The organism is Cupriavidus consociatus (assembly GCF_017814975.1).
Taxonomy (GTDB): domain Bacteria; phylum Pseudomonadota; class Gammaproteobacteria; order Burkholderiales; family Burkholderiaceae; genus Cupriavidus; species Cupriavidus consociatus.
Map to the genome: position 1 here is coordinate 103,734 of NZ_JAGIQA010000003.1, position 12,995 is coordinate 116,728.

Below are 12,995 nucleotides of genomic sequence, written 5' to 3' on the forward strand. Positions count from 1 at the left end.
TGTCTCCTCCTTGTCAGGGTTAGGCCGGGTCTATGCCCAGCTGTGCGGTACGGAAAGCGGGAAATCGAGCAGCATCTGCGCATAGCTCTTGCCCAGCGGGTCGGACCGCAGGCTGGCCACGCCGCCGCCGCCCAGCGCGCCATGCATCAGGAAGTTGAGCGCATGCAGGCCGGGCACGTCGAAGCGCTCGACCTCGCCCTCGACCAGGTGGGCAAAGTACGCGCGCACGGCCTGCGCTGTCAGCTGCTCGCGCAGCAATGCCAGGTATTCCGGCTTGCGGGCGATCACGCCGATGTTCTCGTCGTCGCCCTTGTCGCCGCTGCGGGCGTAGGCCAGCGCGACCAGCGGCCGTTGCACGCGCGGCTCGTCGGGAACCGGCGGCAGTGCCGGGGCATCGACCATCGCAGGCAGCGCGGGCGCGCCGCTGGCCGCGCCGGTCGGCAGCGTGATCACGCCGCCCTCGAATTCCACCCGCATCGGCACGTCGGCCTTTGGCACGAGGAAGGAAAACACCTTCACCACCGGCTGGATATCGACACGCCCGGCAAAGGAAGATCGCGTCCCGGCAGCCATCGATGTCCCTGCCGACGAGCATTCGCGCTGCAGGAAACTCAGGCCCCGCGCCAGCGGATGGCGTGCGCCGATGCGCAGCACCACCTCACGCGTTGGCAACTGGCGCGCATGGGGGCCATATTGCGATTCGCAGCCCAGCAGCTCGACCACGGTCCCGGTGTAGTCGGGCATGCCGCGTTCGGCCAGCATGGCGCGGGTGCGCGCCAGCAGCGCGTCGGCGGTGCGGCGCGCCTTGCCCGGCGCGTCAATGCCGCGGATCGCCATCATCAGGCTGATCTGGAAGCCGTCCTGCCAGGTGGCGTTGCCCTTGTAGTGGGTGCCGGGCGCCCTGCCGCGCGCGCCATCCACGCGCACGCGGCCCGGCTTGACCAGCTCGGTGCGGACCATGCGGAAGTCGCACGTCACGTCAGGCATCAGGTAGTTGGCGGGGTCGCCCACCTCGTACAGCACCTGCTCGGCGACCGCGGCCGGGTCCACCAGCCCGCCGGTGCCCTCCGGCTTGCTCAGCACGAAGCTGCCGTCGTGCGCGCAGTCGATCACCGGGTAGCCCATCCGCTCCCAGCCGGGCACGCGTTCCCAGTCGGTAAACAACCCGCCGGTGGCCTGCGCGCCGCACTCGATGACATGGCCCGCCAGCGTGCCGGCGGCAAGGCGGTCCCAGTCGGTCCAGTCCCAGCCGAACTCATGCGCCAGCACCCCGACCACGACGGCGCTGTCGACACAGCGTCCGGCGATGACGATATCGGCGCCAAGCGCCAGCGCGCGGGCAATGCCCTGCGCGCCGGTGTAGGCGTTGGCCGACCACGGCTCTGTGGTCGGCACGGGCGTGCCGGCAAGGCCGGTCAGCCCGTCGGCGCACCATTGCGCGAAGCGGGGCTGCACGTCGTCGCCGGTAATCACGGCGATGCGCGGCTTAAGCCCCTGCTGCGCGGCCACCTTGAGCAGCGCGTCGCGGCAGGCTTCCGGGTTGAGGCCGCCGGCGTTGGCAACAACGCGGACGCCGCGCCGCAAGATCCCGGCAAGGTTAGGTCCCATCGCCGCCTGCACAAAGTCGGTGGCGTAGCCCAGCGCAGGATCCCTCGCACGGGCGCGCGCCAGGATCGACATCGTGGTCTCGGCCAGGTAGTCGTAGACCAGGTACTGCAGGCCGGGAACCGCCAGCAGCTGCGGCGTGGCGATCGCGGAATCGCCCCAGAAGCCGGAAGCGCCGCCGATGCGAACGGTCTTGCCGGTATGTGCCTCGTTATTTGCCTCGTTATTTGCCGCGGTATGTGCCGCGGTATTTGCCAGATCGCTCATGCCGGCTCCTTCGCCACCGCATCGGCTTCGACACGCGCCAGCAATGAACCGGCGCTGGCCTGCCCGCCGGCGCGCGCGGGGAGTTCAGCAACCACGCCGGCAAACGGCGCGGCAATGGTGTGCTCCATCTTCATTGCCTCCAGCACCACCAGCGGCTGGCCGGCTTCCACGCGCTCGCCCTCGGCCACGTGGACCGCGACGATGCGTGCTGTCAGCGGTGCCTGCAGGACCCCGTCGGCTTCACCGGCATCGCGACGGCGGCGCGGGTCATGCAGCGGGAACTGCCAGGCGCGGCCGGACTGGAACAGGTGCAGCACCTGCTTGTCGGCGGCGAAAACAAGCGGATAGGCCACGCCGTCGCACTCGACCAGCGCAGTGCCGCTATCGCCGTCGGCGCGCAGCACGCGCAGCGCAAAGGCGACCGGCTGCTGCTCGGGTTGCTGATCGCTTTCGCGCTGCCGCAGCATCACGCGCCAGCCTTCGGCGGCAACGCGCAAGGTCGCTTCCCACGCCGTGCCGGCCGCATACAGCACCACGCTGGCGGCGGCACGCGCGAGCGTCGCCGGCTTGCCGTCGTCGCCAAGCAGCCCGGATGCCGCCAGCGCGGCGCTGGCCATCACGTGCAGCGGCGGCAGCGGCGCCTGCAGCGCGCCCTGCATGTGCGCATCGACAAAGCCGGTATGCACGTCATTGCTCGTGAAAGCCGGATGCGCGAGGCAGTCGGCCAGGAACGCCTGATTGCTCGGCACGCCCAGCAGCGTGCAGTTTTCCACCGCGCGCAGCAGCTTGCGGCGCGCTTCCTCGCGGTCGGCGCCATGGGCGACCAGCTTGGCCACCATCGAGTCGTAATGCGTGGGGATGGCGCCGCCCTCTTCCAGCGCATGGTCGACGCGCACGTCGCGCCCGGCGGCGGGCGGGCGCCAGCGCAGCAGCGGCCCGCCCTGCGGCAGGAAGCCGGCGGGCACGTCTTCGGCAGTCAGGCGGACCTCGATGGCGTGGCCGTTGAGCTTCACCTGGTCTTGCGTCACCGGCAGCGGCTCTCCCGCCGCCACGCGCAATTGCCATTCGACCAGGTCGAAACCGGTGATGGCCTCGGTCACCGCATGCTCGACCTGCAGGCGCGTGTTCATCTCCATGAAGTAGAAGTTGCCGTCGGCGTCGAGCAGGAACTCCATGGTGCCGGCGCCGACATAGCCGATCGACCTTGCCGCGCGGACCGCGGCCTCGCCCATGCGGGCGCGCAGCGCCGGACCGACCGCTGGCGACGGCGCCTCTTCGATGACCTTCTGGTGGCGGCGCTGCACCGAGCAGTCGCGCTCGCCCAGATGGATGACGTTGCCCTGCGTATCGGCAAAGACCTGGATCTCCACGTGGCGGGGCGCGATCACGGCGCGCTCGAGGATCAGCTCGTCGCAGCCGAACGCGGCCGCGGCCTCGGAGCGCGCGCTTGCCAGTGCCATGGGCAGCGCCGCCGCCTCGCGCACCAGCCGCATGCCGCGCCCGCCGCCGCCGGCCGCGGCCTTCACCATCAGCGGGAAACCGATCGCACCGGCTTCGGCCAGCAGCGTGGCATCGTCCTGCGCCGCTCCCTGGTAGCCAGGCACGCAGGGCATGTCGGCGGACAGCATCAGGCGCTTGGCCTCGGCCTTGTTGCCCATGGCGCGGATCGCCTCGGCAGGCGGGCCGACGAAGACCAGTCCGGCTGCGGCGACGGCTTCGGCAAAGCCCGCGTTCTCTGCCAGGAAGCCGTAGCCGGGGTGGATAGCGTCGGCGCCGCTGGCCCGGGCGGCCTCGATGATGGCGGGGATGTTGAGGTACGACTCGCGCGGCGCGGCGGCGCCGATGCAGACCGCGCGGTCCGCGCACGACACATGCGGGCTGTGGCGGTCGGCCTCGGAGTAGACGGCCACGGTGGCCAGCCCGAGGCGGCGCGCGGTGCGCATGATGCGCACGGCGATCTCGCCACGGTTGGCGACGAGCAGCGTATGAAAGGGTCGGCTGGTTGCAGACATGGGGGAATCCTGTGAATTTCCGGAAATTGGCAGGCGGCGATCGTCAGCCCGGCGACTGCGCCGCGCGCACGGCATCGGCATCGAAGCGTACGGTCCAGCTCGCGTCGCGCTTCTCGCGGAAGGCCGCCACGCCTTCCGCGCCCTCGCTGCGCATGCACTGGGCGAACAGCCGTGAGGCTTCGTCCAGCAGCGGACCCGCTGGCTCCTGCCCGCAGCGGCCGACCAGCGTCTTGAACACGCGATTGGCATGGGGCCCGCAGCGGCCGATGCGCGTCAGCCATTCGGCGAGCAGCGCATCCAGCTCTGCGCTGTCGTCGGCCAGCTGGTCGACCAGCCCGATCGCCACCGCGGCCTCGCCGCTGATGCGCTCGCCGGTAAGACCAAGGCGGCGCGTGGCGGCGGCGCCGATGCGCTGCACCACGAACGGCGCGATCTGCGCGGCGATGATGCCAAGGGTCGTTTCCGACAAAGCGAAGCGCGCATCCCGCGTGGCCACCACGATGTCGGCGGCGCACGCCAGGCCCATGCCGCCGCCCATTGCGGCGCCGTCTACGGCCGCGATGACCGGCACCGGCAGCGCGCTCAGCCGCTGCATGAAATCGCCGAACTGGCGGTTGCGGGTGGCGACGGGGTCTTCCCGGCTGGCATCGGCATCGAGCCGCGCCTGGAAGTTGCCGACATTGCCGCCGGCGCTGAACATGCCGCCGGCGCCGCGCAGTACCAGGGCGCGCACCTCAGTATCTGATTCGGATTGTTCCACCGCCGCCGCCAGCGCTGACACGACTTCAGGCGCCAGTGCATTGCGCGAGGCGGGGATGTTCAGGGTGGCGAACAGCACGCCGCCGGCGCGGCGTACGATCACGGGTTCGGTTTGCGTTGGCTCGGTCATGGCGCTTCCTGCCTGTCAGCCGCGCGACATCAGGCCCATCTGCTTGGCGATGACCTGCAGCATCACTTCGTCCGCGCCGCCGCCGATCGAGCCCAGGCGGAAGTCACGGTAGGCGCGCGACGCATGGTTGTCCCAGGTGTAGCCCATGCCGCCCTGGAACTGCATGCACCAGTCGGCCACCTCGCGCGACAGGCGCCCGGCCTTGAGCTTGGCCATCGACGCCAGTTCGACCACGTCGCCGCCGGCGATATACGTCTGCGTGGCCAGGTAGACCAGCGCGCGCAGCGCTTCCATCTCGGTCTTCAGCTCGGCCAGCTTGAACTGGATGAACTGGTTGTCCAGCAGCGGCTTGCCGAAGGCGATGCGCTGGCGCAGGTAATCGGCGGTCTCCTCGATCAGCGCGGTGCAGGCGAGCCGGCGCGCCGCGCCGTTCAGCCGCTCTTCCTGGAACTGCTTCATCTGGTAGATGAAGCCCATGCCCTCCTCGCCGATGCGGTTGCGTACCGGCACGCGCACTTCGTCAAAGAAGATCTGCGCGGTGTCCGAGCACCACATGCCGAATTTTTTGATCTTCTGCACTTCCACGCCGCGCACGCGCTTGCCGTCTTCCCGGATCGGCACCACGATCAGCGATTTGTTCTTGTGCACCGGCCCGTCGGACGTGTTGCACAGCAGGCAGATCCAGTCCGACTGGGTGCCGTTGGTGATCCACATCTTGGAGCCGGTGATGACATAGTCGTCGCCATCGCGCACGGCGCGCGTCTTGAGCGAGGCCACGTCGGAGCCGGCGCCCGCCTCGGACACGCCGATCGAGCACACCATGTCGCCGGCGATGGCGGGCGCCAGATAGTTGCGCTTCAGTTCGTCGGAACCGAATGCGGTCAGCGCCGGCGTGGCCATGTCGGTCTGCACGCCCACGCCCATGCCGACGCCTTGCGCGCGCGCATATCCGAGCGCCTCGGCGGCGGCAACGGCGTAGGAGAAGTCGAGGCCCATGCCGCCGTACTCCACCGGCTTGGTGATGCCGAGGAAGCCGAGGTTGCCCATTTTCTTGAACAGTTCGTGCGCCGGAAACACCTCGGCGGCTTCCCATTCGTCGACGAAGGGATCGATCTCCGCCGATACGAAGCGGCGGATGCTGTCCATGATGTTGCGGTGGTCTTCGGTGTAGAGCATGCTGGTCTCCTGGAATCGTTGCGTTCTGTTTGTCTGGGAGCGGCGGCGCTCAGAAGCGCCCGACGCCGAACTGGATGGCATGCGGCTGGCGCAGCGCCGCCTCGCGCGCGGTGGCCAGCACGAAGGCGAGCACGGCACGCGTGTCGCGCGGATCGATCACGCCGTCGTCCAGCAGCAGGCCGCTGGTGACGAAGGCGCTCGCCTGCCGCTCGAAGTTGGCGACGATCTCGGCGGTCTGGCCGGCCAGTAGCGCCTCATCGACCGGCTTGCCCTTGCCCGCCGCCTGCTGGCGCGCCACGATCTCCAGCGTCATGGCGGCCTGCTCGCCGCCCATCACCGCGGTGCGCGCGTTCGGCCACGAGAAGCAGAAGCGCGGCTTGAAACCCCGCCCGCACATGCCGAAGTTGCCCGCGCCGAACGAGGCGCCACAGTACAGCGTAATCTGCGGCACCCTGGAATTGGACAGCGCCTGGATCATCTTGGAGCCGTGCTTGATCATGCCGGCCTCTTCCGAGGCGCGCCCGACGATAAAGCCGGTGGTGTTCTGCAGGAACACGATCGGCGTGCCGGACTGGTTGCACAGCTGGATGAACTGCGCCGCCTTGGTTGCGCCGGCCGGGTCGATGGGCCCGTTGTTGCTGATGAAGCCGACCGCATTGCCTTCGATGCGGGCATGGCCGCACACCGTGCCGGGGCCGTAGTCGGGCTTGAACGGCAACCACGCCGAAGCGTCGACGATGCGCGCGATCACCTCGCGCATGTCGACCGGGCGCTTCATGTCCAGCGTCATGACGCCGTCCAGTTCCGACGCGTCGAGCCGCGGGGCACGCGCCGGCTGCGCCGGCTGTAGCTCGACCCTGGGCCAGTCCAGGCTGGCAACGATATCGCGCGCGGTGGCAATGGCATGCTCGTCGTCTTCTGCAAGGTATTCAGCCAGGCCGGTGGCGGTGGCATGCAGGTCGGCGCCGCCCAGCTCCTCGTCGGTGGCGATTTCGCCGGTCGCCGCCTTCAGCAGCGGCGGCCCGGCCAGGAAGGCGCGCGCGCGGTTGCGCACCATCACCACGTAGTCGGACAGGCCGGGCATGTAGGCACCGCCTGCCGTGGACGAGCCGTGCACGACCGTGATCACCGGCAGCCCGGCCGCCGACAGCCGCGCCAGGTTGTAGAAGATCGCGCCGCCGCGCACGAACTTGTCGACGCGGTACTTGCGCAGGTTGGCGCCTGCCGACTCCACCAGGTGGATGAAGGGCAGCCGGTTCTCCAGCGCGATTTCCTGGCAGCGCACCAGCTTCATGTTGCCGGCCTCGGTCATGGCGCCGGCATCGATGCCGGAATCGGTGGCGAGCACCATGCAGCGCACCCCGCACACGAAGCCGATGCCGGCCACCAGCGAGCCGCCGGGCACCGAGGTCTCGGGGTCGGGATCGTCCATGCAGAAGCCCGCCAGCGTGGACAGCGGCAGGAACGGCGCGCCCGCATCGAGCAGGCGGCCGACGCGCTCGCGCGGCAGCAGCGCGCCACGCCTGGCAAATGCGGGCCGCGAGCGCTCGGACGCGGCCACGGCGCGCTGCTCCAGGCCGTGCAGGCGGTCGATCAGTGCCTGCATGCCGGCGCGCTGGCCGGCGAAGGCGTCGGAGGATGGGTCAATGCGGGATTCGATGGGGATCATGGCGCGTGCCTGTGGTTCCGTGATGGATGGATTGCAAACCACGGCGCTCCGCGCGACAACCGCAATCGTTCAGATTGTGCATAATGTGCACAAATTTCAGAACCAGCGAGGCGCCGCCGGCGCATCCAGCCATGCCCCCCAGATCCCCTGCCCCCGGCGGCGTCCAGAGCCTGGCGCGCGCCTTCACCCTGCTGCAGCTGTTGGCCGAACACCATGACGCCGGGCTGGCGCTGCCCGACCTTGCCGCCATGGCCGGCATCGACCGCACCACCGCCCACCGCATGGCGCGCTTCCTGGAAGCCGGCGCGTATATCGAGCGCGAATCGGCCGGCAAGCGCTATCACCTGGGTACCGCGGCGATGGCGCTCGGGCTGCGCGCGATGAACCGGCCGCCGCCCAACAGCGCCCTCGTCAGCAAGATGAAGGCACTCGCGCGCCTGACCGGCGACGCGGTCTTCCTGATCGTGCGCATCGGCGATCACGGGCACTGCCTGCATACCGAGGAAGGCAGCCACCGCATCAAGACCTTTCACATGCTGACCGGCACCTCGCGGCTGCTGGGCCAGGGCACCGGCAGCATGGCGCTGCTGGCCAAGATGGACAACGATGCGGTCCGCGCGCACTACGAACGCCACCGCGCCGAGTACGAGGCGGGCGGCCTGAGCCTGCTCAGGCTGATGCGCGGCGTCGAGCGCAGCCGCAAACTGGGCTACGCGCTGGCGGGAGCGGAAGGCGTGGCGGGCGTGGGCTACGCCTTGCCGCTGGCAATGGGCGCGGATGCGGCCATCAGCATCGTCTCGACTGCGTCGCGGATGTCGACGGCGCGCCGGCACGAAATGGGCGGGATCATTGTGACGATGTTCGCGCAGCAAGGGTGAAGCGGCGCGTACGCGCGAGCCCAGGCGTTGCACGACCGGTTGACGCACTGAGCGGCCGCGCACCTCGGTTTTGAAACGCGTCTCTGTCAGGGGCCGCACAGAGACGCACCAGCGCTACGGCGTTCAATGGTGACGCAAACCGAGAGATGCAAGCACGTGCCCGCCGCCCTGGCATCGGCCGGGCCAGGCCGCCTTCACTGGAAGGCGGGAATCAGTCCTGGTGCCAGAACAATAAATTCCCCCGCCGACCAGAGAGGGGTCGGCACTCTGGGCCACGCCCCGACGTCGGAGCGTGGCTTCTTTTTTTGGTTTCGCCGGGGCATCGGCCTGGGAATATCGTGCAAGTCGCGCTCGTGGCGCGTCCCAGAGTGACGACGGGCACGCCGACGGCCCGGGAATGGGGTTCCTGAAGCACTCCGGAAATTGGCGTTCGGGGCGGCGGCAGCTGTCACCTTTGCCTACACTGAACGCATTCCGCGCAAAGGGCCGCTCCATGCCATCCATGCTCATCTTTAACCGGCACCGCGCCTGGCACCGCCGGTCGGGCCGTGCGTTTTGCATCGCCCTGCTCGCTGCGACCGTGGCGGGATGTGAAGCGCCGCCGCGCGACACCTCCATGACTCCGCCACCACCACGCTTGCCGATCGCTGCTGGCGACGAGGTATATCCGGCGCCGGGCACGGCGCGCGACACCCGTCCGGCAACGCCCACCCGCTAGCCTCGCGGGCATCTGATACTGCGCATGCAAAACGGCCGGCGCGACAGCGCCGGCCTGAAGCGGTATCGATCGACGGTTCTACCGCTCAGAACGAGCGCGGCAGCCCCAGGATGTGTTCCGCGACGTACGAGTAGATCAGGTTGGTCGAGATCGGCGCGACCTGGTACAGGCGCGTCTCGCGGAACTTGCGCTCGACGTCGTATTCGCAGGCAAAGCCGAAGCCGCCGTGGAACTGCAGGCAGGCGTTGCCGGCTTCCCAGCTGGCCTTGGCCGCGAGGTACTTGGCCATGTTGGCCTGCGCGCCCATCGGCTCGTGCTTGTCGAACAGTTCGCAGGCCTTCCAGCGCATCAGGTTGGCGGCTTCCAGCTCGATGAAGGATTCGGCGATCGGGAACTGCACGCCCTGGTTCTGACCGATAGGGCGGCCGAAGACTTCGCGCTCGCTGACGTACTTGGTGACGCGGTCCATGAACCAGTAGCCGTCGCCGATGCATTCGGCGGCGATCAGCGTGCGCTCGGCGTTGAGGCCGTCGAGGATGTACTTGAAGCCCTTGCCTTCTTCGCCGATCAGGTTTTCCTCGGGGATTTCCAGGTCTTCGAAGAACAGCTCGTTGGTCTCGTGGTTGACCATGTTCGGGATCGGCCGCACGGTCAGGCCCTTCTTCTGCGCTTCATGCAGGTCCACCATGAAGATGGACATGCCTTCGCTCTTCTTCTTCACGTCGGCCAGCGCGGTGGTGCGCGCCAGCAGGATCATGAAGTCGCTGTGCTGCACGCGGCTGATCCACACCTTCTGGCCGTTGACGACGTAGCGGCCGTCTTTCTTGACCGCCGAGGTCTTGATCTTGGTGGTGTCGGTGCCGGTGGTGGGCTCGGTCACGCCCATCGACTGCAGCCGCCACTCGCCCGAGGCGATCTTCGGCAGGTACTTTTCCTTCTGCGCCTCGGAACCGTGGCGCACCAGCGTGCCCATGTTGTACATCTGGCCGTGGCAGGCGCCGGAATTGCCGCCGCTGCGGTTGATCTCTTCCATGATCACCGAGGCTTCGGTCAGGCCCAGGCCGGAACCGCCGTATTCCTGCGGGATCAGCGCGGCCAGCCAGCCGGCCGCGGTCAGTGCGTTGACGAAGGCCTCGGGGTAGGCGCGCTGCTCGTCGACCTTGCGGAAGTACTCATCCGGGAATTCGGCGCAAAGCGCGCGCACGGCATCGCGGATTTCTTGGTAGTTGTTCGATTGGGTCTGTTCGATCATGGCGCGTCGTTGGCTTGGTTCTACGGGCGGAATTGCGGCGCTTCGGTCCCACGGGATGGTCCTTGGGGCGACCGATGCTGTCTTGGCCGCAATAGTCGCTGCGATCTCCGCCCCGGGCAATCAGCCATTGCGAAAGCGCGCCTTCCACGGCGCTTAAGGCCGATATCCCGTGCCCGAGGTGCCGTTTTCGCAAACGCCGAAGCCGGCCATTGGCATTGTCAAATAGCGCAAAACCCACTTTGGCGACATTCTCACGGCAATCTCCTGATGAAGACATAGGACCCGCACATGGCAGTGAGCTACCAGCACCTCAAGCAGCGATCGTTCGCCCCCGTACGCCAGCGCTATACCGAGCGCGACACCATGCTGTATGCGCTCAGCCTGGGGCTGGGCAACGATCCGCTGGACGCGGCCGCCCTGCCCTTCGTGTTCGAGGGCGCCGCGGGCGGGTTGCGCACGCTGCCCTCGCAAGCGGTGGTACTGGGCTATCCCGGCTTCTGGGCGCGCGAGGCGGATACCGGCATCGACTGGGTCAAGCTGCTGCACGGCGAGCAACGCATGCGCCTGCACCGCCCGCTGCCGGCCAGCGCCGACGTCGTCGGCCACAACCGCATCACGCACCTGACCGACAAGGGTGAAGGCAAGGGCGCGATCATGGTCACCGAACGCCGGCTCGAAACCGCAGACGGCGAGTTGCTGGCAACGGTGCAGCAGGTCAGCTTCCTGCGCGGCGACGGCGGCTACAGCCAGCGCGACGGCGGCCAGCCCAGCGACGAACCGCTGCCCGCGCTGCGTCCCACCCCGGAAGACCGCGCGCCGGATTTCACCGACACGCAGGCAATCCGCCCCGAAGCCGCGCTGCTGTATCGCCTGATGGGGGACTTCAATCCGCTGCACGCCGACCCGGCGGTCGCCAAAATAGCGGGCTTCGAGCGCCCGATCCTGCACGGCCTGGCCAGCTACGGGCTGGTCGCGCATGCACTGGTGCGCCAGTGCGCGGAGCGCGATCCGGCCCGCCTGCGCGCGCTGGATATCCGCTTCACCGCGCCGGTGTTCCCCGGTGAAACGCTGGTCACCGAGATCTGGCGCACGCCGGACAATCCCAACCACTTCCAGGTGCGCGCCCGCGTCGCCGAACGCGACAAGGTAGTGCTCAGCCACGGCTGGGCCGAGATCGCCTGATCCGGCGCCATCCCATGCATCCCGCTACCGTGGATAACAACGAACTGGCCTCGGCACTGCAGGTACTGCTGCAACCCGGCGATCATATCTGGTGGGGCCAGGCCACCGCCGAACCGCTGACGCTGACGCGCGCGCTGGTCGAGCACCGCCACGCGCTCGCCCGGGGTAGCCGGCTGAGCGTGTTTGTCGGCATCGGCCAGTCCGACACGCTGCAGCCGGCGCAGGCCGACGTGATCGACTTCTTCGGCTATGCCGCCAGCGGGCCGCACCGCGCGCTGGCCAGGGCCGGCGTGCTGGACATCGTGCCGAGCCACTATTCGCACCTGCCCGGCCTGATCCGGGAAGGCGCGCTGCGCGCCGACGTGGTGCTGGTGCAGGTGTCGCCGCCCGACGACGAAGGCCGCTACAGCATGGGCCTGGTGCATGAGTACATTCCCGCGGCGCTCGACCGGGCCCGCGTGATCGTCGCCGAGGTGAACCCGGAGGTGCCATGGACCTATGGCAGCCGCCACCTCACCGCCGACCAGATCGACCTGCTGGTCGATGCCGCGCATGCGCCAATCAGCCTGGACCGCAGCGCCCCGGGGCTGGCGGAACAGGCGATCGCGCGCCATATCGCCGGTTGGGTCGAAGACGGCGCCACGCTGCAGATGGGCATCGGCAACCTGCCCGAGGCGGTGGTGGCCGCGCTGCACGACCGCCGCGACCTGGGCCTGCACAGCGGCGCGGTTGGCGACGGCATTGCCGCGCTGGCCGAAGCCGGCGTGCTGACCAACGCGCGCAAGACCATCGATACCGGCATCGGCATCGGCGGCATCCTGATGGGCAGCGAGCGCCTGCGCCGCTGGGCCCACCGCAATCCGAAGCTGCAGCTGCGCGAGACCAGCTACACCCATCACCCCGAGGTGCTGGCCAGCCTCGACAAGCTCACGGCGATCAACTCGGCGATCGAGGTCGACCTGACCGGGCAGGTGAATGCCGAAGTGGCCGCCGGGGTCTATGTCGGCGCCGTGGGCGGCGCCGTCGACTTCCTGCGCGGCGCCGCGCGCAGCCGCGGTGGCCTGCCCATCGTCGCCCTGCCCGCGACCGCCAGGGGCGCGAGCCGGATCGTGGCGCAGCTGTCCGGCCCGGTCAGCACGCCGCGCTCGGATGCCGGCCTGATCGTCACCGAACACGGCGTCGCCGACCTGCGCGGCCAGACCCTGTCGCAGCGTGTGCGCCGCATGCTGGACATCGCCGCCCCCGAACACCGCGGGGACCTGGAGCGCCAGGCCCACGCCCTGCTGCGCCAGTGCGGCGCGGTTTTTGTTGCCACCACGGGCGCGGCCTGACCCGCCGCCTGCTTCG

9 protein-coding genes are annotated in these 12,995 nt (G+C 69.0%); 3 read left to right on the forward strand and 6 right to left on the reverse strand.

Annotated features, from left to right (window positions below; genetic code table 11):
* Nucleotides 1-30: 30 nt before the first annotated feature.
* The 5 genes from J8I82_RS05625 to J8I82_RS05645 are packed head-to-tail and all read right to left on the reverse strand — an operon-like array spanning nt 31 to nt 7,618.
* Complete coding sequence (locus tag J8I82_RS05625) at nt 31-1,872, reverse strand: acyclic terpene utilization AtuA family protein (protein WP_245179463.1); 1,842 nt, start codon at nt 1,870-1,872, stop codon at nt 31-33.
* Complete coding sequence (locus tag J8I82_RS05630) at nt 1,869-3,884, reverse strand: acetyl-CoA carboxylase biotin carboxylase subunit (protein WP_209755188.1); 2,016 nt, start codon at nt 3,882-3,884, stop codon at nt 1,869-1,871. The genes J8I82_RS05625 and J8I82_RS05630 overlap by 4 nt, the downstream gene beginning before the upstream one ends.
* A gap of 43 nt (nt 3,885-3,927) precedes the next feature.
* The gene (locus tag J8I82_RS05635) at nt 3,928-4,773 is read right to left on the reverse strand and encodes an enoyl-CoA hydratase/isomerase family protein (protein WP_209755189.1); all 846 of its coding nucleotides are present in this window, start codon (nt 4,771-4,773) and stop codon (nt 3,928-3,930) included.
* A gap of 15 nt (nt 4,774-4,788) precedes the next feature.
* Nucleotides 4,789-5,949, reverse strand: coding sequence for an acyl-CoA dehydrogenase family protein (locus tag J8I82_RS05640; RefSeq protein WP_209755190.1), 1,161 nt, complete (start codon nt 5,947-5,949; stop codon nt 4,789-4,791).
* Nucleotides 5,950-5,998: 49 nt separating this feature from the next.
* Nucleotides 5,999-7,618, reverse strand: a complete 1,620-nt coding sequence (locus J8I82_RS05645) for an acyl-CoA carboxylase subunit beta (RefSeq protein ID WP_209755191.1) — start codon at nt 7,616-7,618, stop codon at nt 5,999-6,001.
* Between the two features lie 131 nt (nt 7,619-7,749).
* Here J8I82_RS05645 and J8I82_RS05650 point away from each other — a divergent pair, with 131 nt between their 5' ends.
* Nucleotides 7,750-8,496 (forward strand): IclR family transcriptional regulator, encoded by a 747-nt coding sequence (locus tag J8I82_RS05650; RefSeq protein WP_209755192.1) that lies wholly within the window; start codon nt 7,750-7,752, stop codon nt 8,494-8,496.
* A gap of 803 nt (nt 8,497-9,299) precedes the next feature.
* On the opposite strand, the gene J8I82_RS05655 is transcribed toward J8I82_RS05650, so the two are convergent.
* On the reverse strand, nt 9,300-10,466 hold the full coding sequence (locus J8I82_RS05655) for an acyl-CoA dehydrogenase family protein (protein ID WP_209755194.1): 1,167 nt from the start codon (nt 10,464-10,466) through the stop codon (nt 9,300-9,302).
* 288 nt (nt 10,467-10,754) lie between these two features.
* Here J8I82_RS05655 and J8I82_RS05660 point away from each other — a divergent pair, with 288 nt between their 5' ends.
* Together J8I82_RS05660 and J8I82_RS05665 are read left to right on the forward strand one after the other, a co-directional pair.
* Complete coding sequence (locus J8I82_RS05660) at nt 10,755-11,648, forward strand: MaoC/PaaZ C-terminal domain-containing protein (protein ID WP_209755195.1); 894 nt, start codon at nt 10,755-10,757, stop codon at nt 11,646-11,648.
* A 14-nt stretch (nt 11,649-11,662) separates the two neighbouring features.
* Nucleotides 11,663-12,979 (forward strand): acetyl-CoA hydrolase/transferase family protein, encoded by a 1,317-nt coding sequence (locus J8I82_RS05665; protein WP_209755197.1) that lies wholly within the window; start codon nt 11,663-11,665, stop codon nt 12,977-12,979.
* The last annotated feature ends 16 nt before the right edge of the window (nt 12,980-12,995 follow it).